At 64.9% G+C, this 26,355-nt stretch carries 22 protein-coding genes; 7 read left to right on the top strand and 15 right to left on the bottom strand.

The features are described 5' to 3' along the window. Positions 1–21: 21 nt before the first annotated feature. The 5 genes from AC1DW9_RS08050 to pepT all read right to left on the bottom strand — a co-directional run bounded on the left by AC1DW9_RS08050 (position 22) and on the right by pepT (position 6,861). Positions 22–1,203, bottom strand: a complete 1,182-nt coding sequence (locus AC1DW9_RS08050; protein WP_476775302.1) for an ABC transporter substrate-binding protein — start codon at positions 1,201–1,203, stop codon at positions 22–24. After that, entirely contained in the window at positions 1,200–2,057 is an 858-nt protein-coding gene (locus AC1DW9_RS08055; protein WP_476775303.1) for an alpha/beta hydrolase, read from the bottom strand. Before AC1DW9_RS08055 ends, AC1DW9_RS08050 begins: the two co-directional genes overlap by 4 nt. An 11-nt stretch (positions 2,058–2,068) precedes the next feature. After that, positions 2,069–4,141, bottom strand: a complete 2,073-nt coding sequence (locus AC1DW9_RS08060; protein ID WP_441504250.1) for a TonB-dependent siderophore receptor — start codon at positions 4,139–4,141, stop codon at positions 2,069–2,071. Between the two features lie 314 nt (positions 4,142–4,455). Continuing rightward, positions 4,456–5,322 carry a helix-turn-helix transcriptional regulator gene (locus AC1DW9_RS08065; protein WP_441504251.1) on the bottom strand — a complete coding sequence of 289 codons (867 nt, stop codon included), beginning with the start codon at positions 5,320–5,322 and terminating at the stop codon, positions 4,456–4,458. 282 nt (positions 5,323–5,604) lie between these two features. Then, entirely contained in the window at positions 5,605–6,861 is a 1,257-nt protein-coding gene (gene pepT / locus AC1DW9_RS08070; RefSeq protein WP_441504252.1) for a peptidase T, read from the bottom strand. A gap of 513 nt (positions 6,862–7,374) precedes the next feature. Between pepT and AC1DW9_RS08075 the strand changes: the two genes are divergently transcribed. Continuing rightward, positions 7,375–8,418, top strand: coding sequence for a transporter substrate-binding domain-containing protein (locus tag AC1DW9_RS08075; protein WP_441504253.1), 1,044 nt, complete (start codon positions 7,375–7,377; stop codon positions 8,416–8,418). 354 nt (positions 8,419–8,772) lie between these two features. Continuing rightward, positions 8,773–9,237, top strand: coding sequence for a protein-tyrosine phosphatase family protein (locus AC1DW9_RS08080; protein ID WP_441504254.1), 465 nt, complete (start codon positions 8,773–8,775; stop codon positions 9,235–9,237). On the opposite strand, the gene AC1DW9_RS08085 is transcribed toward AC1DW9_RS08080, so the two are convergent. The 3 genes from AC1DW9_RS08085 to AC1DW9_RS08095 are packed head-to-tail and all read right to left on the bottom strand — an operon-like array spanning position 9,213 to position 12,119. After that, positions 9,213–9,899, bottom strand: a complete 687-nt coding sequence (locus AC1DW9_RS08085; RefSeq protein ID WP_441487796.1) for a GntR family transcriptional regulator — start codon at positions 9,897–9,899, stop codon at positions 9,213–9,215. The genes AC1DW9_RS08080 and AC1DW9_RS08085 overlap by 25 nt on opposite strands. A gap of 25 nt (positions 9,900–9,924) precedes the next feature. Beyond that, positions 9,925–11,022 (bottom strand): amino acid ABC transporter permease, encoded by a 1,098-nt coding sequence (locus tag AC1DW9_RS08090; protein ID WP_476775305.1) that lies wholly within the window; start codon positions 11,020–11,022, stop codon positions 9,925–9,927. Between the two features lie 2 nt (positions 11,023–11,024). Continuing rightward, complete coding sequence (locus tag AC1DW9_RS08095; protein WP_476855065.1) at positions 11,025–12,119, bottom strand: amino acid ABC transporter permease; 1,095 nt, start codon at positions 12,117–12,119, stop codon at positions 11,025–11,027. Between the two features lie 186 nt (positions 12,120–12,305). Here AC1DW9_RS08095 and AC1DW9_RS08100 point away from each other — a divergent pair, with 186 nt between their 5' ends. Then, positions 12,306–12,845 carry a phosphatase domain-containing protein gene (locus AC1DW9_RS08100; RefSeq protein ID WP_441487799.1) on the top strand — a complete coding sequence of 180 codons (540 nt, stop codon included), beginning with the start codon at positions 12,306–12,308 and terminating at the stop codon, positions 12,843–12,845. A 58-nt stretch (positions 12,846–12,903) separates the two neighbouring features. On the opposite strand, the gene AC1DW9_RS08105 is transcribed toward AC1DW9_RS08100, so the two are convergent. Continuing rightward, positions 12,904–13,338, bottom strand: a complete 435-nt coding sequence (locus AC1DW9_RS08105; RefSeq protein ID WP_476855066.1) for an Lrp/AsnC family transcriptional regulator — start codon at positions 13,336–13,338, stop codon at positions 12,904–12,906. Between the two features lie 140 nt (positions 13,339–13,478). Between AC1DW9_RS08105 and AC1DW9_RS08110 the strand changes: the two genes are divergently transcribed. The 4 genes from AC1DW9_RS08110 to AC1DW9_RS08125 all read left to right on the top strand — a co-directional run bounded on the left by AC1DW9_RS08110 (position 13,479) and on the right by AC1DW9_RS08125 (position 19,534). Further along, positions 13,479–16,526: an aminotransferase class III-fold pyridoxal phosphate-dependent enzyme gene (locus AC1DW9_RS08110; protein ID WP_441487801.1), complete on the top strand. Its 3,048-nt coding sequence runs from the start codon at positions 13,479–13,481 to the stop codon at positions 16,524–16,526. A gap of 285 nt (positions 16,527–16,811) precedes the next feature. Next, positions 16,812–17,927, top strand: a complete 1,116-nt coding sequence (locus AC1DW9_RS08115) for an aminotransferase class I/II-fold pyridoxal phosphate-dependent enzyme (RefSeq protein WP_476775307.1) — start codon at positions 16,812–16,814, stop codon at positions 17,925–17,927. Positions 17,928–17,952: 25 nt separating this feature from the next. Then, positions 17,953–18,570 (top strand): helix-turn-helix transcriptional regulator, encoded by a 618-nt coding sequence (locus AC1DW9_RS08120; protein ID WP_476775308.1) that lies wholly within the window; start codon positions 17,953–17,955, stop codon positions 18,568–18,570. Then, complete coding sequence (locus tag AC1DW9_RS08125; protein WP_476767662.1) at positions 18,563–19,534, top strand: Rossmann-fold NAD(P)-binding domain-containing protein; 972 nt, start codon at positions 18,563–18,565, stop codon at positions 19,532–19,534. Before AC1DW9_RS08120 ends, AC1DW9_RS08125 begins: the two co-directional genes overlap by 8 nt. Positions 19,535–19,599: 65 nt before the next feature. Here AC1DW9_RS08125 and AC1DW9_RS08130 read toward each other — a convergent pair whose 3' ends face one another. The 6 genes from AC1DW9_RS08130 to AC1DW9_RS08155 all read right to left on the bottom strand — a co-directional run bounded on the left by AC1DW9_RS08130 (position 19,600) and on the right by AC1DW9_RS08155 (position 26,204). Next, positions 19,600–20,952 (bottom strand): M20/M25/M40 family metallo-hydrolase, encoded by a 1,353-nt coding sequence (locus AC1DW9_RS08130; protein ID WP_476775309.1) that lies wholly within the window; start codon positions 20,950–20,952, stop codon positions 19,600–19,602. A 5-nt stretch (positions 20,953–20,957) separates the two neighbouring features. Continuing rightward, the gene (locus tag AC1DW9_RS08135; RefSeq protein WP_476775310.1) at positions 20,958–22,067 is read right to left on the bottom strand and encodes an aminotransferase class I/II-fold pyridoxal phosphate-dependent enzyme; all 1,110 of its coding nucleotides are present in this window, start codon (positions 22,065–22,067) and stop codon (positions 20,958–20,960) included. An 86-nt stretch (positions 22,068–22,153) separates the two neighbouring features. Further along, positions 22,154–23,551, bottom strand: coding sequence for an argininosuccinate lyase (gene argH, locus AC1DW9_RS08140; protein ID WP_476775311.1), 1,398 nt, complete (start codon positions 23,549–23,551; stop codon positions 22,154–22,156). Between the two features lie 124 nt (positions 23,552–23,675). After that, positions 23,676–24,506 (bottom strand): ABC transporter substrate-binding protein, encoded by an 831-nt coding sequence (locus tag AC1DW9_RS08145; RefSeq protein ID WP_441504263.1) that lies wholly within the window; start codon positions 24,504–24,506, stop codon positions 23,676–23,678. 20 nt (positions 24,507–24,526) lie between these two features. Beyond that, complete coding sequence (locus tag AC1DW9_RS08150) at positions 24,527–25,291, bottom strand: amino acid ABC transporter ATP-binding protein (RefSeq protein WP_441487809.1); 765 nt, start codon at positions 25,289–25,291, stop codon at positions 24,527–24,529. Between the two features lie 10 nt (positions 25,292–25,301). Further along, the gene (locus AC1DW9_RS08155) at positions 25,302–26,204 is read right to left on the bottom strand and encodes an amino acid ABC transporter permease (RefSeq protein WP_441504264.1); all 903 of its coding nucleotides are present in this window, start codon (positions 26,202–26,204) and stop codon (positions 25,302–25,304) included. Positions 26,205–26,355: the final 151 nt, after the last annotated feature.

The following is a 26,355-nucleotide window of genomic DNA, read 5'->3' on the forward strand; positions in this document are numbered from 1 at the left end:
AGGCGGGATTTGCAGCGAAATTCATGGCTTTGCCGGCGGGCTTGCCAAGTCTTGCGGCTTTCCGCTTTGCGGCTCGAGCCAGAACGTTCCCTGTAGCGGGATCGCCGAGAAGCGCCGGGAGATCTCGTCCAGAGTCGCCTGCGGGTCGATATCGGCGAACAGCTGCGGATGGAACCACTTCGCCATCGCCTCGATCGCCGCGATATGGGTGGGGGTGTCGTTGAACAGATGCCAGAGACCATAGGCCTGGCCGTTCCTCACCGCCGTCAATGCCTTGAGGCCGGGACGAGCGAGCTGGGCTGCAAGGCTGCGCGACGCGACCTCGGCGGGAACGCCCAGACCCAGCACCAGCCCGCCGCTCTTTGCGAGATGGGTGCCGCCTGTCGCGATATAGATCGCCGGGTCAACAGCGAGAACCTGCTCGAGGCTGATCTGGCCTGTCGCTCCCGGCAGCAACGCTGCCGCGATATTTCTTCCGCCCGCGGCCGTGATGTAGTCGTCGAAGGTACCCTTTCCCGGCGAGAAGCAGCATTCGGCGCTTCCGGCATGCGCATGCATGAAGACGGACGGTCGCTCAACCGGACCAAGCCGCTGGGCGATGCGCTGTCTCCGGTCTTGGTAGAAGGTGACGAACTCTTCGGCCGCAGCCTCCCTGCCGATCGCCTTGCCGAGGATGCGCAGGCTGGGCATCGTGTCGCGGAACGGCTGCAGGAAGAAATCCACCACGATCACCGGGATGCCCGCCGCCTCGAATTTCGCGACGAGATCGCCAGGGCCGCGGCGCGTGCCGGCGATCGACAGGCTCAGAACGACCAGGTCCGGGTCAAGTTCGACCGCCTTCTCGAAGGAAAACCCGTCTGCGGTGCTGTCTCCGACAGTCGGCAGCGTCTCGATCGCGGGGAACCGCGCGCGGTACAGCGCATAGGCCTCGCCCATCTGGCGCTGGAAGTCATTGCCCCAGCCGACAAGCAGGCTGATCGGGTCGGGATGAATGAGCCCCAGCGCATTGAGCTGGCGACCCTGCCCCAGCACGATGCGCTTGGCCGGGCCCGGCAAGGTCACCGTGCGACCGAGCACATCCGTCACCGTCACGGGAGCGGCCGGGGCCGGGCCGGCCGCCGTCAACGCAAACAGCGTCAGCACGAGGCCCAGAACCCACGCAAATGGCCGCAGCTCGCGCGACGAGATCGGTACCTGGCTCATGCCGTCGTCTCCCGGCCGGCGGTGCCGGCGATCGCGAACGAAACCGCCCTGGCCAGCATCGCGGGGATGACCGAGATGTGGTTCTCGCCGTCGAAGATCACATGCTCCACCGCGACGCGGTGCGACGAGGCCAGGCGCAGTGCCATTTCGGCAGCATTGTCAAGCATGCGCGCCATATGCAGGCGTTGAGCGCGTTCCGGAGAGGTGCGCGCGTCGCGTGCCTGCTCGCTGCCTCCAGCTGTGATCAGCAGCCGCGGCAGGGGCCCATCGCGGCGGCGCGCGACAAAACTGGCCTCGCTGACCTCGATCGCGCGATCGTTCCACCAGATCGAAGGGCTGCCGGCGACATAGGACCTGAACTGCTCAGGCCGCGTGAACAGCGCATGCAGTGCAAACAAGCCACCAAAGGAATGCCCCACCAGGGCCTGGCGGCTGGGATCGATGGCGGCGAGCGCTGCGACCGCCGGCTTTACGCTCTCCTCGATGAAGTCGAGGAACCGGTCCGCGCCGCCCTCGTTCGGCAGGAGATCGCCTTGCCGGCGCGCACCATCGAACGGAGCGTCGATGGGGTAACCGATGCCCACGATGGTCGCCGGGTCGACCCCTGTCACATCCTGCCGCCGACCCTGGAGCTGTGCCGTCTCGACGGCCGTGGCAAAGAGAGCATTGCCGTCGACCAGATAGATCACCGGAAACCCGGCCGCCGGTGCCGGACCCGGCGGGATCGCGATCAGCAGCCGATAGATCTCGCCATGGCCTGCCACGATGTCCAGCTGACGCGCCTGCGCCAGAGTCGCGGGCTCCGCTGACGGGAGCTCGGGGCCGGCTGTGTTGCGAAATCTCGTGGCGTCCATGCCGTCGCGGCTCACCATTTGTAGGACAGGGTCGCAAGCACCGTTCGGCGAAGGCCGAACGAGCACTGGGTCAGCGCGTAGCAACCCGCGACATAGTCCTTGTCGAGCAGGTTCTGGGCATTGACCTGAACCTTCCAGCCCTTCAGCGCCTGGGCCCGGACACCGAAATCATAGCTGATGGCCGCATCGAGCAGGGTGTAGTCCGGCGTCTTGAAGGTGTTGCCGGGATCACCTGCGCCCTCGCCGACATAACGCACGCCGCCGCCCAGGGCGAAGCCCGCAAACAGGCCCGTCTTGAAGGTGTAGTGGCCCCAGAGTGAAGCCATGTTGCGGGGGACCACCGTCGGCCTCTTGCCGAGGTCGACGCCGGTGCTCTTCGTCACCTCGGCGTCGGTATAGGCATAGGCCGCGATCAGCTCGAGACTGTCGAACAGCTTCGCCCGACCCTCGACCTCGAAACCACGCGCCCGTACCTCGCCCGTCTGGATCTGGAAGCCCGCATTGGCGGGGTCGGCCGTCGGCACATTGCTCTGGGTCAGTTGATACACGGCTGCCTGGATGAAGGCGTCGTAGCCGGGCGGCGCGTATTTCAGGCCGACCTCATACTGCTCGCCATCGGTCGGTTTGAAGGGCGAGCCGCCAAAGGTCGTGCCCGCAACCGGTTCGAACGAGGTCGAATAGCTCGCATAGGGCGCCAGGCCATTGTCGAAATTGTACATCAATGCGGCGCGGCCTGTCGTGGCGTCGTCGTCCTGCTTCGTCAGTGCGCCATTGGTGAGGGCGCGCGTGCGGCTTCTGGCGTTGTCGAAGCGCCCGCCGATGAGGAGCGAGAGCCGGTCGAGCTTGATCTGGTCCTGGAGATAGACGCCGAACTGCGTCGTTTCCTGCGTGGTGCCGGGCAGGGCCGGTGTTGCAAAGGGCGTGCGGCCATAGACCGGGTTGACCCAATCGAGGGTCTGGACGGTGCCACCCGCGCCGGTGAAGGCGGTGCCGTCCATCCAGTAGCCGTCGACGCCGAGCAGGACCTTGTGAGTCAGCGGACCGGTGCGGAAATCGGCCTGGAGCTGGTTGTCGATGCCGAAGGTCCGGGCCTTCTCGTTCGACGCCGTCACGCGGCGCATGAGCGTGCGCTGGTCGGCGGCCAGGCTTGCCACGGCGACAGTCCTGAAGCGCGACTCGAGGTCGGTGAACCGCAGATTCTGGCGGAAGCTGAAGACATCGTTGAAGCGGTGCTCGAGCGCGTAACCTGCTGCGATCTGGTTTCGGCTATAGCCCTCATAGGCGGGCTCGCCGGGGAAGAACTTGCTGGGGATCCGGCCGTAGCGGTTAGGCAATGCGCTGCCGACTGCCGGGATGAAGCCGTAGAAGCCGGTTTCCGGGTCGCGCTGGAAGGAGGTGAGGATGGTCAGGCTCGTCGCAGCGCTTGGCTGGAAGGTCAGCGATGGCGCGATAAAGACCCGCTCCTCCTTGGTGAAATCGACCTGCGTATCTGCGGCCCTGCCGAGCCCGACGATCCGGTAGAGGACCGTCTTGTCCGGGTTCACCGGCCCGCCGATGTCGAAGGCGAGCTGGCGGCGCTGATGCGAGCCGATCTGAGCCTGGATCTCGCCAAAGGCTTGATCCGTCGGGCGCTTGCTGACCAGATTCACTAGGCCGCCCGGCTTGACCTGCCCGAAGATCACGGAAGCCGGACCGCGCAGCACCTCGATCCGCTCCAGCCCGTAGGTTTCCATGGCCGGGACGAGGAAATTGACGCCGCGTTGGACACGCAGGCCGTCCTGGAAATTGACGAAGCCTGCATTCGAACCGCTACCGCCAAAGCCTCGGATGAAGGTGCTGTCGTAGCGACCCGAGGACAGGCGCGTCTCCGCCAGGACGCCGGCGGAATAGCGAAGCGCCTGGCCGACGCTCTGCGCGGCCTGATCGTCGATCTGGGCGCGCGGGATGACCGTGATCGATTGCGGCGTCTCGATCAGGGGAGTGTCGGTCTTGGTGCCGCTGGCGCTGCGCCGCGCGATATAGCCGTCGACCGGCCCATTCGCCTTCTCCGTCGCGCCTTGAACTTCGATCGTGTCGAGCGACACGGTGGGAGATTCGCTTTGAGCGAGGGCTGGACCAGCGAGCGCGACCGGAAGAACACTGAGAGCGACGCTGGCGAGCGCCACGGTCCTGGCACGACGCCAGAAGCATACAGGAGCGCCTGCTGCTCGGATCGACCAAGATCCATCCTTGTTCGAGTTGCATGTGTTCATGATCGAGATGCCCCGCCGTATTGCGGGTTTCTTCTCGACCAGCACAACAATCGGGGCAATCGGATCGACTTTGGCTGCCCGCAGTATTTCTTTCGAATGAGTTTCGAAGCCTTCCAATCGGTTGCCAGAATTTCAGCAGAGCGGCGTCAACGCAAGGTGCTGGGCAGAATGCCGAAGCGCTTCCGGAAAATCCCCGAGAAATGCGCAGGGTTGTATCCGACGTGGTAGGCCGCCTCGGCGACGCTCTTCTCGCCGCTGCGGATCAGGTCGTAGGCCTGTTGCAGGCGATGGGCCTGGAGATAGTCGAAAACGCTCGCTCCGTAGAGCTGACGAAATCCAGCCGTCAGCTTGGTGACATTGAGGCCGGTATTCCTGGCGAGTTCCCCCAGTGTCGGGGGATTGCGGGCCGATTGAAGAAGCAGAGCGTGCGCCGCACGCAGTTGCTCGATCGTTCGCGGCGACAGCCGCGCGGCTCGCTGCGGCCGCTCGTTGACGATCTGGTCCACAACTGTGGCCGCGAGTTCGAGCGCCTTCCCGGCCATGTAGAGATTGCGCATCGCGCCTTCGATCCGGCACTCCGCCATCTGCAGCGCGATCCCGCGCAGATCGGCGCCGGCAGCGCGCGCCCATAGTCCCGGGCCGATCCCGCTGCCCTGCATCTGTCCCATCAGACCTGAGAAGCTGGCGCCGAGTTCGTCCTGCGCGAAGTCGGCATCGAGCTGCACGATCGCGCAGCGCACGCCCTCGCCCGACAGGCAGGTCCGTTTCTGGACATGATCGCCGTCATTGGCGGCGACCAGCAGCATCGGGCTGTTGATGGTCAGAGGCGGCCTGTCGTCGAGCTCATAGGACTGATGTCCCTGCAGCATGACGACGACCTTGAGCCCCCGCTTCATCGGCCCGACGACCTGTTCGCCCCGCCCGTGCCGAAACGTTCCGGCGGACACCTTCAGCCGCTTCGAGAACAACTGCATCGAAGCCGACGACCGATCCTGATCGAGCCTATCGTCCATTCCTGCCCCATGGCATCCGTACCCTGGGATCCGTCATAGACGAGAAACGTAAATCTCTTCAATATCAATAGTTTGTAAGAATTCTAATGATCCTGGACTTACACGCGGTCTGCCGTTCGGGCGGCCGTGGCAGCGTAGATGTCGAGCGCGACGAGGCGCGCCGCTGACGTCCGGCGAAGGTCCCCTTGCCAGGACGCGTCCGGGCGCCCGATCCGATCTGCCCGCTGGTGTCGTCGGGAGCATGAACCCTTTTGCGACCGACGACGCTCAGCGCGGACCCGTTCAATCCGGGCGGGTTACCTCGAGTGGGCCGTTTGATTGCGCTGCCAAGGTGCAGATCATGCGCGCGACCTCCCATGATTTCTCGAAGGCGGGAACAGGCAGGAACTCGAAGCGCGAGTGGAAGTTGTACGCGCCCGTGAAGAAGTTGGGGGTCGGCAATCCCTTGGCCGAGAGCGCTGCGCCGTCTGTTCCGCCGCGCATCGGGATCAGCTTCGGCTCGATCTGCAGTGCCTTCAGCGCCGCAAAGAGCAGGTCGACCGAGCGGCGGTCATCGCCCAGGCTGTCATGGATGTTGCTGTAGGTATCGGTCACCTGGCAGTCGACACGGCCTTTGGGATATTGCGCGGCAATCAGGTCGGCAACCTTGCGGATGCGCCGTTTGCGCCGCTCGAACTGCTCCCTGTCGAAGTCGCGGATCAAGACGCGCAGGCGCGCCTCGCTGGCATTGGCGACGATGTCGTTGAACCAGAAATAGCCTTCGCGGCCCTCGGTGTGCTCGGGCGTTTCCGCGCGGTCGAACTGGCTGATGAAGTCGAGCGCCATCAGCAGCGGGTTCACGAGGATGTCCTTCGCCGACATCGGGTGGGCGGTAACGCCAGTGAAGACGATCTCGCCTGCAGCGGCGTTGAAATTCTCGATCACGACCTCGCCAAGTTCGCAGCAATCGATCGTATAGGCGAAATCGCAGTCGAAGCGGGCGAGGTCGAGTGCCTTCGCGCCGCGCAGGCCAATCTCCTCGTCAGGAACGAAGGCGACCAGGATGTCGCCATGCTGGCTCCCGGCGCCGAGCTGCTCGAGCAGCGTCATGATTACGGCAATCGCGGCCTTGTTGTCGGCTCCGAGCACACTCGTTCCGTCACCGACGATGATGTCCTGCCCGACCCAGGAGCGGATCTCGGGATGCTCCGCCACGCGCAGCCAGACGTCCCTTTCCGGGTTCAGGCAAAGATCCTCGCCCTCGAAGCGCAGGATGCGCGGGCGGATCGTCGGCGAGAGGCCGGTGTCGATCGTGTCGAGATGCGCGATGAAGCCGATCCTCGGCGCGCCCGGCCTCGTGCCCGGCTTCATGGCGGTGACGGTGGCGTGGTCGTCAAGCACGACCCTTTCAAGTCCAAGTGCGCGCAGCTCTTCTGCAAGCAATGCGGCGAGCCGCTGCTGGCCCGGAGTGGTCGGCAGCGTCGTCGCTGTGGCGTCGCTCTGACTCTCAACCGCCAGATAGCGGAAGAATCGTTCGACCAGTTGCTCGCGAATGCTCATTCCTGCTCCATTGGACTCTTCGAGGCTCTGATGCCGTGTCAGGCGGTATGTCGGCGTTTCCGTTCCCCGAAAGCAACCGGCGCGATCGCGGCCGGCCATTGGCTGCTCCCGCTGCGACGAACCTAGCGCAATGGCGGCTGCCGGACAGGGGCGGCCCGGCTGGTCTCCCCTTCGTGTGCCGCAATCCGGGTGGTGTGGCGGGGCGTCGCGATTGTGCACCGAACCGGGACGAGCAGGCCCCGACGCGCCAGCAACGGTCCTCGCAACTGCCGCCCTCTTCAAGGCCCGACCAGGAGGCACAGGCCATCGTTGGTCTGCCATGGCCCAGTCTGGCCGCCCTCGATTCAGGCGCCATACCGGAACCCCCGGGAGGGGCTCTTCGATCTGGGTCTTCAGAATGGGGAGGCATCGCGACGGAAAGCGCCGCGAGCGATGCCGTGGGTTTGACGGTTTGCTGCGTTGCTGTATACAGGTAGATAGCTATAAGCTTCCAGAGGGAAGAGGGGGATTGATATGGCGTTTCACGTGCTCCGCATGGCCTTGTCCGCGGCCGTTCTGCTTGCCGCTGCGCCGGGCGCACAGGCTGGCCCGGTCCTCGACAAGATCAAGCAGGACGGAAAGTTCGTCTGCCTGGTCAATCCGAATTCACCCGGCTTCTCCGTCCCCGACAGCCAGGGCGCATTCCGCGGCTTCAATGTCGATTTCTGCCGCATGGCGGCGGCTGCGATCTTCGGCGATGGGGCCAAGGCCGAGCTGCGCGGCATCGGGTTCTCCGACAGCCTGAAGGCGATCATCAGCGGCAGCGCACATATTGCCTCGCGCGGCATCACCGCGACCGGCACCCGCGACGCCGATCCCGGCGTGTCCTTCGTGACGACCACCTTCTATGACGGGCAGGGCTTCATGGTGCCGAAAAGCCTCGGCATGACGAAGCTCGCTGACCTGTCCGGCGCGACCGTCTGTGCCGAAGAAGGCTCGACGACGCTGCTTTATCTCGCCGACTGGTTCGGCACCGCGAAGCTGCCCTACAAGGTCGAGAACATCGCCGACAAGACCGCACGCCTGCAGGCATTCTTCTCCGGAAAATGCGATGCGGTGGCGAGCTCGGTATCGGCCCTGGCCGCCGATCGTCTGCTGGCACCGAAGCCGGACGATTACGTGATCGTTCCCCAACGTTCAGCCACCGAGCCGCTCGCCCTTGTGTCGCGCCCGGATACGGAGCTGGAGAAGACGCTGTTCTGGGGCGTCCAGATCATGATCGCCGCCGAGGAATTCGGTGTCACCTCGCAGAATATCGATGCCAAGCTCGCCTCGCTCAAGGATCTGCCAGTCGACGAGCAACGGTTGATCTCCCCGACCGGGCCAACTGCCGACATGGCGAAGAAGCTTGGCCTGCGTCCCGACTGGAGTGCGCAGATCATCAAGCAGGTCGGCAATTACGGCGAGGTTTTCGAAAAGCATATCGGCAAGGGCTCGCCCCTCGCCATGGACCGCTCAGCGTCTCCGAACCGCCTGGCCAGGGATGGCGGACTGATCTTCGCGTTCCCCGTCCGCTAGATCATCGGACCGGATATCGTATCCAGTCCGATGATCTAACCCTTTGTCTTTGCATCGGCTTTCCCGAAAACCGCAATCCACTTTTCGGGCCGATGCTCTAGGCCGTCGTTCAACCGCAGTGCGACTGCGTGTCCTTCTTCCGGCTCGCCGACCGCTCGGCGAGCCGGAATGCGTTCCGGCACCGCCGTCGCCTGCTCTTCCGAGACGGCCGATGCCATTGTTCTGGACAGTTCCGCCTGATCTGCCTCTAGTCGGCACCGATCGGAACACTGGATCCGGCAAGGTTTGCAGGGGGCGGGCATGGAGGAAGGGCCGGTATGGGTTACGGTCCGCGGGCATGCCGGAGCCGTGGGCATGTTGCCGCTGCCGGGGCTCGTCATCCTCCGGCGGGGCGAACGGACCATCGACGCGGATCAGCAGGAGCAGGTTCTCGATGTTCTGAAGTCGAGGGGAACGACGCTCCTGGTGAGCCTCCTGGACCAGACGGAATGCGATGCCGATGACAGCGAACATCTGCAACGCGCTGCGGAGCTGCGCGGGATCCGCCTCGTTTGTGCGCCTATCCTGGATTTTTCCGCGCCGGACGAGACATTGGACTGGCCGCGTTTGGCCCAGGCGATCCTTGGCGAGCTAAGCCTCGGCCGGGGTGCCGCCTTCTGTTGTCTCGCTGGATATGGCCGCAGCGGCATGATGGCCGCGCGCGTGCTGATCGAGACCGGAATGCCGCCGCAGGACGCGATCGCCGCGGTGCGCTCGGCTCGGCCGGGCGCAATCGAAAGCGAGGCCCAGGTCTCCTACTTGCTATCGTCCTCGCCATAGCGTGCGAGCAGCAATTCGAGATGCGCCGCATGCAGGCGAAACAGCTCCGATGCCGGCAGGCTTTCGGTCTTCTCGGCGGTCGCCGCGATTTCCTGCACGAGCAGGGCGCGCACGAGCTCCGGATCGCATTTCAGCCAGCTGACCCAGCTTCGCGCGATGCGGAAGAAAATCATGTCGTCCATCTGGCGCAGCGCCTCGTCGCCGATCAAGGCGTTGCGCGCCTCGTGATGGGCGCGCCAGACGCCCCAGACATCCTTGACGGGGGAGGTGTCACGCAGCCCCTCGGCCAATGAGCGCAACCGCGCATAGTCGGACCGGAGCGAAGTCGGGAGCTGCAGCGGCACGAGATCGGCGATCAGACCCGTCAGGCCGATGCGGAAACGCAGCATGTCGACAGCGTGATGATCGACATAGGAAACGATGGTGCCGACGCCGTTTCGCGTCTCCGCGAGCTGTTCGTAGACAAGGCGCTGCAGGACCTGCCGGATCGGCGTGCGGCTGACGTGGAACTCCGCGGCGAGTGCTGCTTCGTGGATGACATGCCCTTCGTCATATTCACGCAGGCAGATGCGGTCGCGCACGATCTCGAAGATCACGTCGTTGCGCGAGCGGACCATCTGGCGAAGCTGCTGCGCCTCGGGGCTGGTGAGTTCGATCGTCATAGCTCTCCCTGTCGCAAGGCCGGTCTCAGCCGAGCTTGCCGGCGCCGTGCCCGAGCCGCCGAGCTCGTTCGGAGATCATCCAGCAGCAGAGGAAATAGAACAGCCCGATCGCAATGTTCGCCTCCAAAGCATAGGCCTGCCAGAGAGGATCGGCATATGCCATGCGGGCTGTCGAAAGCAAATCATGCATGCCGACTATGGCGACGAGCGAGGTGTCCTTGAAGCTGCCGATAATCGTGTTCGTCATGCCGGGGATGGCCGTGCGCAAGGCCTGGGGCAGCACGATCAGGCGAATGCGTTGCGCGGCGGTGAGGCCGAGGCTGGCTCCCGCCTCGATCTGCCCCTTGGGCAGCGCCTGCAGCCCGCTGCGAATGTCCTCGGCGAAATAGGCCGCATAGAAGAGGGTCAGCACGATCAGGATGGCGGCGACGGGCTCTATGGTCGCGCCGCGCGTCAGCAGCAGCGGCAATACGAAAATGCCGGCGAACAAGACCGCGACCATCGGAATGGCGCGCACCGTCTCGATATAGGAGACGGCGGCAAGGTTCAGCGCGCGATGCTGCGACCAGCGAGCCAGCGCCAGCAGGATGCCGAGCGGAAATGCTGCCGCCATCGTGAAGGCAGACAGGAACAGGATGAGGGGCAGGCCGTTCCAGCGGTGGGATTCGACGAAGGGCAGGCCAGCGAAGCCTCCGCGCAGAAGCAGGTAGGAGAGCACAGCAGTGCCCACGACCATGGCTGCCCGGATCGCAAGCCTCATCGGAACAAGTGCAAAGACGAGGATCGTCACGATGATCAGGCCGCTGGCGAGTTGCGCGCGCCAGCGCTCGGCGGCCGGGTAGGTCCCGGTCAGGACGAGATTGGCCTTCTCGCTGAGAAAGGCCCAGCAGGCTCCCGAGGCATTCAGGCATTCGGCCCGGTTGCCGGAAAACGGGACCGCCTCGAGCACCACCCAGGTCAGCGCGCTCCAGGCGAACAGGACCAGAAGAGCGAGCGTGACGACGGTCAGCACCGTGTTCCACCAGCTCGAAAACAGATTCTGGCGCAGCCAGCCCTGGATGGGCGCGAGCCCTTTCCGGGGAAGGGCATTCGCGCGGGCGATCGTCTCGACTGTCAGCGTCATTCTCAGCGCGCCTTCAGCCRGAAGGCATGGTCGCACCAGTTCACCAAGACCGAGATCAGCAGGTTCGCGATCAGGAAGAAGGCGGCCACGAGCGCCATCAGTTCGATCGGGCGGAATGTCTGATTCACCGATGTGCTCACGACGCTGAGCAAATCGGAGTATCCGATCGCCAGCGCGATCGAGGTGTTCTTCAGCAGGTTGGAGTACTGATTACCCAGCGGCGGCGTGATCACGCGCAGTGCCTGGGGCAGCACGATGAGCCGCATCGTCTTCAACCAGTCGAGGCCGAGCGCCTGTGCTGCCTCGCGCTGCCCGTGCGAAGTGGCGATGATGCCGCCGCGCACGATCGCGCCGATTTGCCCGCCGTGATAGACCGACAGGGCCACCACAAGCGCGGTGAACTGCAAGGACAGGCTCACGCCCCCGGTAACATTGAAGCCCGCCAGCTTCGGCACAGACCAGGTGACGTGGAGTGTCCCTGTCAGGTCGAGCGCCGCGTAGAGGCTCGCCGCGGCAGCGACCACAGGCAGGAAGACCGGGCGGCGCTTGCCTGTGCGGTCCTGGTGCAGCCGGGCGGCGCGGAGCCACAGAAACGCGCCTGCGAGCCAGAGGCAGGCTGCCATAGCAAGCGCTTGGCCGCCCTGCTCGATGATCGGCCAGGGCAGCACGAGACCGCGATTGCTCAGCATCGCGCCGAAGGGGCTGGTCCAGGCCGAGCGGATATGGGGCAGGTTGCGCACCATCGCTACATAGAGCGCGATCACGATCAGGAGCTTCGGCAGATTGCGGAGCAACTCGACATAGGTGCGCGCCAACGTGCGCACGAGCCAGTTGGAACTGGTCATGGCGATGCCGACGAACAGCCCGATGCCGCTTGCCAGGACGAGGATGAGGGCCGCCGCGGCGAGGGTATTCAAGATGCCGACGAGCAGCACACGAGCGTAGGTGTCGCGGGGCGAATAGCCGATCAGGCTTTCGCTGACATCGAAACCCGCTTCCTGCCAGAGGAACGAGAAGTCGATTTCCATTCCCGCAGCCGCAAGGTTCGCAGAGACGTTGCGAGCCGCGAGGAGACCGAGAAGGGCGATCCCGAGCATTGTCGCCGCCGGCCAAAGCACGGCCGCGAGCCGCTCACGCCTCGTCCGTGGCGGAGGCGGCATGGAACTCACTGTGTTGGGCGGAGGGGCTGACATGGACTCCATAGTGATATAGCTGTACACAGCTATATCACTGAGTCAATTGATGGGCGTTGCGCGCTTTGCGCGCGGGCCGGAGGGGTCTGCTTGGACAAGTCAGCTTCGAAGCCAGCATCGATCATCGCGCTGCCCGGGATCGCCGGAAAGCTGGTGCTGGCCCCTTGTCCGGGATCGTGGCGAGGGCGCCCCTTGCCAGGCGCCGATCCCGTGCTGGCTCTCGCCCAGGATCTCGATCATCTCGCCAGGCTCGGAGCCGGTGGGCTCCTCAGTCTCGTCGAGGCGCATGAGCTGCCTTGCGAGCAGAAGCTGTTTTCCGTGGCTGTCCGGGAGGCCGGACTGGAGTGGGCCCATGCAGCCATTCCCGATTACAGCGCGCCGACTGCGGCCTTCGCCGCGGACTGGCAGAAGCTTGCGCTGTTGCGTCGCCTCGCGGCGGGGGAGAACTGGGCCATCCATTGCAAGGCGGGGCTTGGGCGCACCGGGACGGTCGCAGCGCTGCTGCTCATCGAATGCGGCCTCGAAGCCGAGGCCGCGATCGCGAAAATCCGGCATGAACACGCAGCCGGCGCGATCGAGACGCCCGCGCAGGTCGAGTACCTGATCGCTCATGCGCGGTCTCGCATGTGATGCGGGCTGTCGCGGCGCGGGCGTGACGAAGAGCTGACCGCCGGCGTCCGTCGATCGCTCAGGCTGGCTTCTCGTCTGCGAGCACGATTGCCGTCGTCAGGTCGGCGACATGCGGCATCGACGCAATCTCGTCACGCACGGAGTTCAACGCCCGGGTCGTCTCCGCCTCGATTTCGGCGATGACGTCGATTTCGCCGCCGATCGAGTAGCACCGCCTGACCGCCRGGAGCACGGCAATCCGATCCACCGTGTCGCGCGCCGGTGTCTTGGTGAGGCGGATGATCAGGAAGGCGCGGAATGCGTCAACACCCGAACGGCCCTCCATGACGGTTGCCGTGTAGCCGCGGATGGTGCCGTCGGTCTCCATCTTGGCGATGCGCTCGCGCACGGAGCTGCGGGCGAGCCCGACGCTTCCCGCAATCGTCTTGATCGGCAGCCGCGCATTGTCCTGGAGCAGCCGCAGAATCTTCGCGTTCGTCTCGTCCATCGCCATCAAGGGCTCGCAGATATCCGTGTGGCGGCGATAGCAGGTTGCTACCGCCACAATGGCGGCAAAACCGCCGATTGGAGCAGCGCGGCCGCCACCGCATCAATGTCAGATTGATGGCAGAGCGACAATTCGGAAAGCCTGCGATGACCTTCGTCAACCACCCACGCCCGACATTCTCCCTCGACGAGGCGGCGGAGGTCTTGCGGCAACGCTTCGGCGTTGTCGGCCGCCTTGATGGCCTGCCCAGTGAGCGCGACCAGAATTTCGACGTGCGCGCGGACGATGGGCAGCGTTTCATCCTGAAGATCGTCAATGGGGCCGAGCCGCTCACCGCGATCGAATTCCAGACCGCGCTGCTGCGGCACGTCGAAATCAACGATCCGAGCTTGCCGACGCCGCGTGTGGTGCCGACGCGCGATGGGCTGGAATTCGGCCTTTTGACCGGCCGCGGCGGCGAGCGTCATTGTGTCCGTCTCGTCTCCTATCTCCCCGGCACACCGCTGGCCAAGGTTGCCAAGACGCCGGAAACGCTGCGCGACATCGGCCGTGTCCTCGGGCAGCTCGACCGGGTGCTCGGCAGCTTCGGTCATCCCGGTGCGCATGTCGCCTTCGATTGGGAGATCCGAGAGACGCCGCGGGCGCGCCAGCGCCTGTCCCATGTGTCCGATGCGGCACAGCGGCGCTGCCTGGAGAAGGTGCTCGACACCTATGATTCCCGGGTCGCGCCGACGCTCCGGCGCCTGCGCCATGGTGTCATCCACAATGACGCCAATGACTGGAACCTGTTGGTCGCCGATCCCGAGAAGGGCGCGATCGCGGGTCTTATCGATTTTGGTGACGCGGCCCATTCGCCGCTTATCGCCGAGCTCGCCGTCGCCTGCACGTATGCGATGCTCGACGAGAAGAGCCCGATCGAAACAGCCGCCATGATCACTGCGGGCTATCACGCGGAACTGCCGCTGCAGGACGCCGAGCTCGACATCCTGCTCGATCTGATCGCCGCACGGTTGGCGGTGAGCGTGTCGATTTCGGCGACGCGTCATGCCGAAGCGATCGAGAATCCCTATCTCCTCGTCAGCGAAAGGCCGGCCTGGACTCTCCTGGAGCGGCTCGGCAAGGTCGATCGCCGTATCGCCACGGCGATCCTGCGCAACGCCTGTGGCCTCGAGGCGACGCCCGGGGCCGGGCGCCTGCGGGGCTGGCTGGCCGCAAACCGCCGGACGCTGGCGCCGCTCATGCACCCGCATCCGGCGCGCCAGCAGAAGCATGTGGTCGATCTCGGCAATCCCGAGGCGTCGCTGGCGCGGGCGAGCGCGGCGCAGGATCATGCTGCGGCCGACCGGGCCTATGCCGATCTGCAGAGGGAACACGGCTTTACGCTCGGCCTCGGGCCGTATGGCGAACTGCGCACCGTCTATACGGCGCCCTTTTTCGACTCGACCCTGATCGACGGCGCGCGCCGGAACATCCATCTCGGCCTCGATATCTTCGCGCCTGCGGGTGCGCCGCTCTTTACCCCGCTGCCGGCAAAGGTGGTGGCGGCCACGATCAATCCTGCGCCGCAAGATTATGGCGGGCTCCTGCTGCTCGAGCATGAGCCGGAACCTGGCCTGCGCTTCCGGAGCCTCTGGGGTCACCTGGATCATGCGTCGGTTCGCGAGCGCCGCGTCGGCGAGGAACTGCCGGCCGGCGCCTGTGTGGCGCGGCTTGGCGACTATGCAGAGAATGGCGGCTGGATACCGCATCTCCATCTGCAGCTCGTCGCCGCGGATTATGATGACGTCAGCGTCATTCCGGGCGTTGGCGAGTCGGCTTTTCCCGGCGTCTGGAACGACCTCTTTCCTTCGCCCTATGATTTCGCGGGCCTGCCGCCGGAGACCTTCGACAGGACCGGACAAGAAAAGGATGCCCTGCAGGCGGCGCGCAAGAAGCGACTGGGCCCAAATCTGTCGCTGTCCTATCGCAGGCCGCTCAAGATGGTTCGCGGCGAAGATGTCTGGCTGATCGACGAGACCGGCCGGGCCCATCTCGATTGCTACAACAACGTCGCCCATATCGGGCATTGCCACCCGCGCGTGGTGGATGCGATCACGCGGCAGGCCCAGCGCCTCAACACCAACACGCGCTATCTCCACGACAACATCATCGACTACACGGAGCGCCTGGCGAAGACGCTGCCGGGTGAGCTCGATACGTTCTTCGTGGTGTGCACGGGGAGCGAGGCGAACGAACTCGCGCTGCGCGCGGCCCGAGCCTATACGCGGCGACGCGACATGATCGTCCTGGACTGGGCCTATCACGGCCACACACAGGGCCTGATCGACATCAGCCCCTACAAGTTCAAGCGCAAGGGAGGCAGCGGGCGGCCGGAGCATACGCATGTGCTGCCCGTCGCGGATCCCTATCGCGCGCCGGCGGAGTGGCCGGAGGGCGAGATCGGCAAGCGCTATGGCGAGCATGCCTGCGAGATCATCGACCGGCTCGTGAAGGACGGGCATGCGCCCGCCGCCTTCATCGCCGAAACGATCCCAAGCGTCGCCGGGCAGGTCTTCCTGCCGCCGGGATATCTCGGTGCGATCTACGATGCCGTTCGTCGCGCCGGTGGCCTGTGCATCGCGGATGAGGTCCAGGTGGGCTTCGGCCGCGTGGGCCAATCGATGTGGGCCTTCAAGGAGCACGGTGTCGTGCCGGACATCGTCACGATGGGCAAGCCGATCGGCAACGGTCATCCCCTTGCCGTTGTCGCGATGCGCCGCGAGATCGCGGAACGCTTCGCCAACGGGATGGAGTATTTCAATACATTCGGCGGTAATCCCGTGTCCTGCGCGGCGGGGCTCGCTGTCCTCGATGTGCTCGAAGACGAGCGTCTTCTGCCGAACGCCGTGGAGCAGGGAGACTATCTCCTCACCGGCATGCGCAAGTTGATGGACCGTCATTCGGTCATTGGCGACGTGCGCGGGCGCGGCCTGTTCCTCGGCCTTGAACTCGTGCGGGACCGGGCAACCAAGGAGCATGCCGGCGAACCCGCTTCGGCCATCGTCAATCGGTCCAGGGAGCTCGGCGTGCTGATGGGGACCGACGGCCCCTTCGACAACGTCATCAAGCTGCGCCCGCCCATGACCTTCCGGCGCGAGCATGCAGACATCCTGCTCGAGACCCTCGACGAGGCGATGCGCGACACGCTGGGCTGAAGCTACTGATCGGCGCACCGAGCAGGCGAGGCGCGTCGCTCGCTGAAACAGGCACGGCGGTGGGCAACCTCCGCCGGGGCAATCTTGGGGCGCGCCTGTGCAGCCCGGCTGCGATGGCGAAAACGCGAATTCCTGCGCGAGACGCCGACGACGGTGTATCGGCTCCGTCGCGAAGAGGGGCTCGAGCGGCCCAGGATCCATCAAATTAGACAATGCTTCTAATTTAGACTGTTTTGTCTTTACCCCATATGCTAGACAGCTCGAACCCGCGTTTGGACGAGCGTCATGAAGATCGAAGAATTCAGCCTGGAGCGGATCCAGTCGCTTTACGAGAACACCGTTGAGTTCAATCTCTCGGATAGCGGCGTTCACCCCTACAGCCTGAACGGGTTGCTCGACGAAGGCCAGCGCAATGCGTTGCTCGATGTCGAACTGGGCTATGGCTGGACGAACGGGGCCGTCGAGTTGCGCGAAGCGGTGGCGCGGCTCTATCGCGGCCGGACATCCGACGAGGTCATCGTCACCAATGGCTCGGCCGAGGCCAATTTCCTGATGGTAATGTCGCTGCTCGAGCCCGGCGACGAGATCGTCGTCTTCGTGCCCAACTATCTGCAGATCTGGGGTTGGGCCCGGGCCATCGGGGTCACGGTGAAGGAAGTCGCGCTGCGCGAGGAACTGGGCTGGACCCCGGATCTCGACGACGTCCGCAAGGCCGTTTCGCCACGCACCAAATTGATGACGATCTGTCACCCGAACAACCCGACCGGCAGCCTGCTCTCGCGCGAAACGATGAACGGGCTCGTCGCCATTGCCCGCCAGAACGGCACCTATCTGCATGCCGACGAGGTCTACAAGGGCGCCGAGCTCGAGGGTGATGAACCGCCCAGCTTTGCCGATCTCTACGAGAAGGCGATCATCACCAGCGGCTTGTCGAAGGCGATGGCCTTGCCGGGCCTGCGCATCGGCTGGCTGGTCGGCCCCACCGCCGACATCTACGCCGCCTGGCAGCGCAAGGACTATACCTCGATCACCACGAGCGCGATCAGCGAGTATGTCGCCCGCATCGTCGTCGAGCCGGCCAAGCGCGCCGAGATCCTCCAGCGCAGCAAGACCATCCTGAGACAGAACCTGGCGCTCCTGACGAGCTGGGTCGAGCGCAACAGCGAGTTCTTCTCCTTCGTTCCGCCCAAGGCCGGCGGCATGGCCTTCGTGAAATATGCGCATTCGATGAACTCGACGGAACTCGTGCATCGGCTGCGCGAAGAACGCGGCATCATGCTCCTGCCCGGAGACGTCTACGGTCTCGACGGCTATATCCGTATCGGAATCGGGGCTCCGGGCGACCATCTGGAGGCCGGTCTCGAACGCCTGAGCGACTATCTGAAGTCGCAGCCGCGCTAGACCGGGGCTGCCAAGGACCTGGATCATGCCGACCGAACTCATGGTCTATGCGCCGATCTGCGACGCCGTCGCCCTGCTGTTCCGTCCCTATGCCGAGGTCGTGCTGCACGATCTCGGCTCGCAGACCGTGGTCCATATCGCCGGCAACTTCTCGCAGCGCGTCCTGGGCGAGCCATCGCTCCTGAACGAGATCGGTTTCGACGAGGCCGAGACGACGATCGGTCCCTACGAGAAGATCAACTGGGACGGCCGCCGGATCAAATCGATCAGCGTCGTCCTCACCGCGAATGGCGCGGCGATCGGCGTGCTCTGCATCAATGTCGACGTCTCGCATTTCCACGCCGTGATGCAGACGCTCGGCGCGCTCGTGGCCGTGCCCGCGGGAGCCGACAAGCCGCCCGTCCTGTTCAAGGAGGATTGGCATGAGCGCATCAACGAGTATGTCCAGCAATGGACGCAGGAGCGCGGCCTGATCGTGACCGCGCTGAGCCGCGAGCAGAAGCGGCAACTGGTGGCCGATCTTGCCGCGAGCGGCGCCTTTGGCGGGCGCAATGCTGCAGCCTATATCTCGCGCGTCCTCGGGCTCGCGCGCGCCACCGTCTACAACTATCTGAACCAAGCGAACGGACCGACCGATGCTTGATTTGGCGCGGGCCCAGATCGAAGCCGCCATTGATCTCGACCGGGCCGTCGTGGCGCTGGAGGAGGGGTTCAAGGCCGCCTCGGCGGGACGGGTGCAGATGCCGCCCGTCGGCTATCTCGGCTTTCCCGCGCATCACGGCGACTGCCATATCAAATTCGGTCACATCACGGGGGATCCGATCTTCGTGGTGAAGATCGCGACCGGTTTCTACGACAATCCCAGGCGCGGCCTGCCGACCAGCAGCGGCATGATGATCGCTCTCTCGGCCGAGACCGGTGCGGTCGTGGCGATCTTGCGTGACGAGGGGTGGCTGACCGATCTGCGCACCGCGCTCGCCGGTGCCATCGCGACCAGAGCCGGAGCCCGCAGCGACGCGCGTCGCATCGGCATTGTCGGTGCCGGCACGCAGGCCCGCTTTCAGATCCGTGCCGCCGCGCATCTGATGCGCGAACGGGCGCCGCAATTCGCGATCTGGGCGCGCTCGGCGGAGCGCGCCGAGGCGGTGCAGGCGGAGCTGCTGGGCGAAGGCATTGCTGTTACCCTCGCGACATCGCCCGAGGCTCTGTGTGCCGAGGCGGATGCCATCATCACCACGACGCCGGCCACGAGCCCCCTGCTCAAGGCGGCATGGATTCGCCCGGGCACACATATCACGGCCATGGGGGCTGATGCGCCGGGCAAGCAGGAGCTCGAGAGCGGCCTCGTCGCGGCAGCCGATATCAGAATCGCCGATTCCCTCGATCAATGCCTCGACCATGGCGAATTTGCCGCCGCGGCCCGCGACGGACTGATCGAGCGCAGGGCTTGCGTTGAACTTGGTGCGGTCCTTGCCGGGCGCGCGATCGGACGCAACGACGCCCGCGACATCACGATTGCTGATCTGACCGGGCTTGCCGTTCAGGACATCGCGATCGCGCGCGTCGTCCTCGAAGGCTGCGGCGCCTCGCCGAGGCCGGGTGCCTGATGGTGTCTGCGGGCACCGGAGATCAGGTGTCTCGACCAAGGGTAGCCGGTGAATGACAGGCCGCGCTAGATGGCGCCCTGGTCCGCATTCGCACGGCGCGCCAGCATCCTGAAGATGGCGCAGGACGCCGCGACCATCCGTTCGAAATGATCGATCTCGATGTTTTCGTTCGGCGCGTGCAACTGCGCCCCGTGGTGGGTGAGGCCGATCCCGAACACATCGGTGCCGAGATGGTCGATGAAGGGATGGGCGGTGCCCGACGCCGGGGAGCTGGGTTGGACAATCGGGAGGCGGCCGAACTCAGTTTCAAGAATCTCCGAGCAGGCGGCGACGAACCAGTGACCGGCGTCGCTGCGCACCGGCCTGACGATGGCGTCGTGAACGATGACCTCGATATCCGCCATGCCGATGCGTTCGAGATGGTCTCGCACAAGTTCGACGACGCGCGTTGGAGCCTGATCTGGCACAAGTCGGAAATCGAGCTTGGCGAAAGCCTCCGCGGGCAGCACGGTCTTGGCTCCCTCGCCCTGATAGCCGCCGCCGATGCCATTGACATTGAGGCAGGGAGCGAAATTCATCGCGGAGAAGAAGTTCTGGTCGCCGACGCCGTTCAGCGTACGCTCCCCGCCCGTCGCAGCACTGACGCTGGCAAGCGAGAAGGGCGGCGGCAGTACGGTAGCGCGCTCCGCAGCCGAGGGCGCCCGCACATCGTCATAAAAGCCATCGATCGTGATCCGCCCCGCGGCGTCGCGCATCGAGGCGACAGCGGCGCAGATGCGCCAGAGCGCATTGTCGTAGACCGCCCCGTAGCTCGAATGCAGGTCGCCCCTCGCGGTGCGGCAGCGCAGCTCGATCGCGGTGATGCCCTTGAAACCGCACAGGATGACAGGCCGGCCGGAGGCATCGATCTCGCCGAATTCCCACCAGCACAGATCGGCGCGCTCGCCGGCGAAGCGCTTCGCCAGGAAGCCTTCGAGCGAAGGACTGCCGATCTCCTCCTCGCCATCAACGATCCAGATCAGCCGGAACGGAAGCGGCCCGCCCTGCTGGGCCTGGAAGCGGCGCCAGCCGGCAAGACGGCTGGCGAATTCGCCCTTGTCATCGGCCGCGCCGCGGCCATAGAGGCGGCCATCGCGTTCCGTCAGGGTGTAGGGCGGGCTCAGCCAGAGCGCCGCGTCACCCTCCGGCTGCACGTCGGAGTGATTGTAGATCACGACGGTCAGCGGTCCCTCGCCAGCCGTGCCGACGACGAAGGGACCGACCGAGCCAGGGTGGATCTCGGTGACGAAGCCAGCGTCGTCGAGCAGATCCCGGACGAGGGTCGCCGCCTCGTTCAGGCCGCGTCCCTCGGCGCTGACCGAGGGAATGGCAACGAGACGGGCCAGATCGTCCCGTCCACGGCTGACCGCGTCATCCACCGCATTCACCCCGCGTGATGGACCAGAAACCGGTCGAGGCGCTTCAGCCCCTCGGCGAGCGTTTCGGTCGGCACGCCGATGCCGATCCGGATGTGCTGTTCGATCCCGAACCAGCTGCCGGCGACGACGAAGACGCTCTCCTCCTCACGAAGCAGGCGGGAGAATTCCTCGGACGGCAGGTTGAGAGGATAGCGCAGGAAGGCCATGCCGCCCGCCTCCGGCCGCTTCCACGACCAGCCGGGATGACGCGACATCCAGTCGCCGACGAGATTGGCATTGGTTCGCAGCAGGTCGCGGCCACGCGACAGGAGACGGCTGCGCGTATCGGGCTTCATGACTGCTGCCGCAAGGATCTGGCTCAGGATGCCGCTGCCGATCGTCGTATAGTCCTGACGTTCCGCGGCGCCGGCAACCACGTCGACTGGTGCGACGATCCAGCCGAGGCGCAGGCCCGGACAGGCGAAGGATTTCGACAGGCTGCTCGTCACCACCAGTCGCGGATAGGTGCCCCAGAGCGTCCGGGTTTCAGGCCCGTCGATCTCGCCTCCGCGATAGATCTCGTCGACCAGCAGCCAGGCACCGCTCTGCCTTGCCGCGGCGACAAGCGCGTCGCGGCTTTCCTGCGTCAGCACGCTGCCGGTCGGGTTGGCCGGATTGGTGACGGCGATGACCTTGGCTCCCGCCGCGGCCGTATCGAGGCTGGCGGGGTCGAACTGCCAGCCATTGTCACCGCTCAGTTCAAGTCGCTGGACGTCGAATCCGAGTGCGCGGCCAAGACCATCCACCTGCATGAAATTGGGGACGGCAAAGACGATGCGCTCGCCGGGCTCGACGAGCGTCATCAGCGCGATCATCGTCGCCTCGGAGGAGCCATTGGTCACGAGAACGTTGGACGGCCCGGCTCCCGGATACCATGAGGCGATATTCGCCCTCAGGTCAGGCCGGCCATCGGTCCAGCCATAGCCCAATGGCAGCTTGAGCAGGTCCTGCATCTCGCTTGGCGGGAGGATGTCCTCGATCGCCCAGGGATGAACGCCGCTCTCGGTGAGATTGATCTCCACCTCGTTCTCGAAGAGCGTCTGATTGCGCTCCATCTGGAAGATATCGAATTTCAAGGCTCATTCCTTCCATCGAACGGAAAGGCTGCAGGCTCACTGCGGAACGGCAGCACTTCCCCCTGGTTTCGCGCAGATGCCGGGCGTCACAGCCAGCGCGCGTTTGCCCGTGCGATCGCTTCCCGCACGACATCCGGCGAGGTTCCGCCATAGCTGCGGCGGCTGTTCACCGAATGCTCCGGCGCAAGCACCGAGTAGACCTTCTCGGTGATGCGCGGATCGACGTCCCGCATGCTCTCGATATCAAGCGCGCTCAAGGTGCAGCCCTTGGCCTCGGCCCTGGCGACGACCTTGGCGGTGATGTGATGGGCGTCGCGGAAGGGGATGCCGCCCTCGCGAACGAGCCAGTCGGCGAGGTCCGTCGCGGTCGGAAAGCCGCGTTCCAGGAAGCTGCGCATCTGGTCCGGGCGGACGGTCAGGTCGCGTATCATGCCGGTCGTGGCCTCGGCGCAGAGCTGGACTGTCTCCAATGCGTCGAACATGGGCTCCTTGTCTTCCTGCATGTCCTTCATGAATGTCATGGGCAGACCCTTGACGGTCATGAGCAGGGCATTCAGCGAGCCGACGACACGCCCGGTCTTGCCGCGTACGAGTTCGGCCGCATCGGGATTGCGCTTCTGCGGCATGATCGAGGAGCCGGTCGTGAAGGCGTCCGACAGGGCGATGAATCGGAAGCCGTCGCTGCACCACAAGGTGATCTCCTCGGCGATGCGCGAGAGATGCACGGCCAGCATCGAGCAGCAAAACAGCAGCTCGACGATGTGATCGCGCGAGGCGACCGAATCCATCGAGTTCTCGGTCGGGGCGGAGAAGCCGAGTTGCTCGGCCGTGAAATGCCGGTCGATGGGGAAGGCGGTTCCGGCCAGGGCGGCGGCGCCCAGCGGGCAGATATTGGTGCGCTCGCGAGCACCTGCCAGCCGCTGCCGGTCGCGGCCGAACATCTCGACATAGGCCATGAGATGGTGGCCGAAGGTAACGGGCTGCGCGACCTGCATATGAGTGAAGCCCGGCATCAGGGTCTCGACATGCTCGCCGGCGCGTTCGATCAGGGCGCGCTGCAGTTCCTGCACGACCGCATCGAGCCCGTCGATCGCATCGCGCATCCACAGGCGGACGTCGGTGACGGCCTGGTCGTTGCGGCTGCGAGCGGTATGAAGCCGGCCCGCCGGCTCGCCGACGATCTCCTTCAGCCGCGCCTCGACATTCATGTGAATGTCCTCGAGATCGACGCTGAAGGTAAAGCGGCTCTCCTCGATCTCCCGGAGGATCTGGTCGAGCCCTGCCTGGATTGTCTCGTTGTCCGCCTCCCCGATGATGCCCTGCCGCGCCAGCATCCGGGCATGGACCTTCGAGGCGGCGATGTCCTGCCGGTAGAGGCGATAGTCGAAGCCGATCGACGGATTGATCTTCTTCATGATCTCCGCCGGCGCCGTCGTGAAGCGTCCGCCCCACATCTTGTTGGCGCCACTCTTCTGCTCCGACATCTCTTCAGCTTCCTGTTGTTCAGAACGTGGTGGCCTGAGCCCCGCACAGACAGGGCAAGGCTCAGGCGGGGGATAGGCGAAAGGGGCGGCAGGCGCCGCCCCTTTGCGTGTCACCTATTGGGTGTCACTTGGCGCTGTTGATCTTGATCTCGCTCATACCGTTCCGGGCGAGGCCGTATTTGTCCAGGATTTTGGCATAGGTGCCGTTCTTCACCAGCCTGTCGAGCGCATCCTTGATGGCATCGCGCAGTGCCGGCTTCGTCTTCAGCACCGGCAGACCGGTGATCTCCTCGGTCAAGGGTTCGCCGAGCAGGACATAGGTGTTCGGCTCCATTGCCTGGAAATAGGGCAGGGTCTCATTGCCCTGCACGGAGGCGTCGATGCGCTGGGTCTTGAGCTGGTTGCGCGCGTCGACCGAGCCTTCGGTGCCGACCACGGTGATCGCAGGCGCTCCCTTGGACTCGCAGTTTGCGGTGCTCCATTCGGCGATGCGCTGCGGGTTGTTGGTGCTGCGGCTGGCGCCGACCTTCTTGCCGCACAGATCGGCCGGGGTCTTGATCTTGGCTGCCTGCTGGGCGCCCGTATAGAACTGGGTGCCGGAGCGCATATAGTCGACGAAGTCGACGATCTCGCGCCGCGGAACGGTGTCGCTCATTCCGGCGAGAGCTGTGTCGACGCGCTCGGTCTGGAGCGAGGGGAGCATCTGGGCGAAGGCGATTTCCTGCCACTCGACCTTGAGGCCGAGCTCTGCGGCAATGGCCTCGCCGAGGTCGATGTCGAAGCCGGTCAGCTTGCTCGTGGCGGGATCCTTGTAGGTGATCGGCGGATAGTTCGGCATCGTCGCGATGACGAGCTTGCCGGCCTGCTTGACCTTCGTGAGCGAGTCGTCGGCATGGGCAACTGAGCAGGCGAGCAGCGCTGCCAACCCGGCGCCAAGGGCAATCGATCTTTTCATGGGGCTTTCCTCCTGCTCGGTCACTTCAGGACCGCTTTGATAAAGTTCTGTGTCCGGGGGTGCTGCGGATCGACGAGGATGGCGCCGGGGGCACCTCGTTCGACGATGGCGCCCTGATCCATGAAGACGACATGGTCGGCGACCTCGCGGGCGAAGGCGAGCTCATGCGTCACCACGATCATGGTCATTCCGGAGCGGGCCAGATCGCGCATGACGTTCAGGACTTCACCCACCAGTTCGGGGTCGAGCGCCGATGTCGGTTCGTCGAAAAGCAGCAGCTTCGGCTGGATTGCCAGCGCGCGGGCGATCGCGACGCGCTGCTGCTGGCCGCCGGAGAGTTCACTGGGATAGTTGAAACGCTTATCGGCGAGACCGACCCGCTCAAGCAGCGTCACCGCTTCCTTCTCGACCTCGCGCCGCGGTCTGCCCTGGACCTTGATCGGCCCGAGCATCACGTTTTGCAGTGCCGTCAGATGCGCGAAGAGGTTGAAGCGCTGGAAGACCATGCCGGTCATCAGCCTTTGCCGGGCAACCTCCTTGTCGGCGAGCTCCAGCAGGTGCTGTTTGGTGCGATGATAGCCGATGAGCTCGCCGTCGATGACGATCGCACCGGAATCGGGGCGCTCAAGCTGGTTGATGCAGCGCAGGAACGTGCTCTTGCCCGAGCCCGAGGGGCCGATGATGCAGGTCACCTCGCCGCGCGAGACCGCAAGCGAGACGTCCTTCAGTGCTGCGAATGTTCCGAAGACCTTGTTGACGCCGGCGGCGCGGACCATCTCGTTCATGATGGCCACCTCACGCCGACGCGGCCGGAGCGGGCACCCCGTTGCGCCGGGTATAGCCCTTGGAGAAATAGCGCTCGATGAAGTGCTGGCCGATCTGGAGCAAGGTCACGACCGCGAGATACCAGCACGCGGTGACGATCAGGAGCTCGATGACGCGGCCATTCGCGTAATAGACGTCCTGTGAGTTGCGCAGGACTTCGCTATAGCCGATCACGCTGGCGATCGAGGTCAGCTTGACCATGCTGATGACCTCGTTGCCGACCGGCGGCACGATGACCCGCATCGCCTGCGGCAGCACGATGTAGAACAGCGTCGCCAGCGGCGTCATGCCGATGCTCTTGCTCGCCTCGACCTGGCCCGTATCGACCGAGAGAATGCCGCCGCGCACGACCTCCGCCGTGTAGGCGCCCTGATTCAGGCCGAGCCCAAGCAGCGTCGCGACGAAGGGTGTCATCACGTCGACCATGCGGGCTTCGAAGAGTCCGGGGATCGAGATGGTGGGGAAGACCAGAGCGAGGTTGAACCAGAGCAGAAGCTGGAGCAGCAGCGGCGTGCCGCGAAAGAACCAGATATAGGCGACCGCGCAGCGGCTGATCACGGGATTGGGCGACATGTACATGATCGCGAAGATCACGCCGAGCACGATGCCCAGCGCCATCGCGTACAAGGTCATCCAGATCGTGTTGAGAAGGCCGAAGAGGATGGCCGGGGCCGTGAAGAACTGGCCAACGATCTTCCATTCGATCTGGCCCTCGGAGAAGGCCTTGGCGATGAAGGCCAGGGCGACGACGATCAGGGCGACGCCGACGACGCGGCCGTAATGGCGTCTGCGGATCGTGGGAAGCGCCGCGACCTCCAGGATCTCGTCGCCGTAAATCGCGCCCTTCCGGCAAACAACCCTGTCGGCAGCCATTCATCCCCCCGATCTTCCCGATCGTTGCGGGAGCCATAACAGGCGGTAGATGGACTGTAAATTCCAAATCAAATATTTTTGTCTAATCTGAGGCATGGGTGTCAAGCGCGCTGCCTCGCGCTTGACGCGCTAGGATTCTTCGAGAGGAGCG

This window comes from Allobosea sp. P4_E12 (assembly GCF_056401655.1).

Excerpts from the sequence above, each read along its gene's own strand:
- AC1DW9_RS08050 (WP_476775302.1), bottom strand. The coding sequence starts at position 1,203 with ATGAGCCAGGTACCGATCTCGTCGCGCGAGCTGCGGCCATTTGCGTGG.
- AC1DW9_RS08055 (WP_476775303.1), bottom strand. The coding sequence starts at position 2,057 with ATGGACGCCACGAGATTTCGCAACACAGCCGGCCCCGAGCTCCCGTCA.
- AC1DW9_RS08065 (WP_441504251.1), bottom strand. The coding sequence starts at position 5,322 with ATGGACGATAGGCTCGATCAGGATCGGTCGTCGGCTTCGATGCAGTTG.
- pepT (WP_441504252.1), bottom strand. The coding sequence starts at position 6,861 with ATGAGCATTCGCGAGCAACTGGTCGAACGATTCTTCCGCTATCTGGCG.
- AC1DW9_RS08075 (WP_441504253.1), top strand. The coding sequence starts at position 7,375 with ATGGCGTTTCACGTGCTCCGCATGGCCTTGTCCGCGGCCGTTCTGCTT.
- AC1DW9_RS08080 (WP_441504254.1), top strand. The coding sequence starts at position 8,773 with ATGTTGCCGCTGCCGGGGCTCGTCATCCTCCGGCGGGGCGAACGGACC.
- AC1DW9_RS08085 (WP_441487796.1), bottom strand. The coding sequence starts at position 9,899 with ATGACGATCGAACTCACCAGCCCCGAGGCGCAGCAGCTTCGCCAGATG.
- AC1DW9_RS08090 (WP_476775305.1), bottom strand. The coding sequence starts at position 11,022 with ATGACGCTGACAGTCGAGACGATCGCCCGCGCGAATGCCCTTCCCCGG.
- AC1DW9_RS08110 (WP_441487801.1), top strand. The coding sequence starts at position 13,479 with ATGACCTTCGTCAACCACCCACGCCCGACATTCTCCCTCGACGAGGCG.
- AC1DW9_RS08115 (WP_476775307.1), top strand. The coding sequence starts at position 16,812 with ATGAAGATCGAAGAATTCAGCCTGGAGCGGATCCAGTCGCTTTACGAG.
- AC1DW9_RS08120 (WP_476775308.1), top strand. The coding sequence starts at position 17,953 with ATGCCGACCGAACTCATGGTCTATGCGCCGATCTGCGACGCCGTCGCC.
- AC1DW9_RS08125 (WP_476767662.1), top strand. The coding sequence starts at position 18,563 with ATGCTTGATTTGGCGCGGGCCCAGATCGAAGCCGCCATTGATCTCGAC.
- argH (WP_476775311.1), bottom strand. The coding sequence starts at position 23,551 with ATGTCGGAGCAGAAGAGTGGCGCCAACAAGATGTGGGGCGGACGCTTC.
- AC1DW9_RS08145 (WP_441504263.1), bottom strand. The coding sequence starts at position 24,506 with ATGAAAAGATCGATTGCCCTTGGCGCCGGGTTGGCAGCGCTGCTCGCC.
- AC1DW9_RS08150 (WP_441487809.1), bottom strand. The coding sequence starts at position 25,291 with ATGAACGAGATGGTCCGCGCCGCCGGCGTCAACAAGGTCTTCGGAACA.
- AC1DW9_RS08155 (WP_441504264.1), bottom strand. The coding sequence starts at position 26,204 with ATGGCTGCCGACAGGGTTGTTTGCCGGAAGGGCGCGATTTACGGCGAC.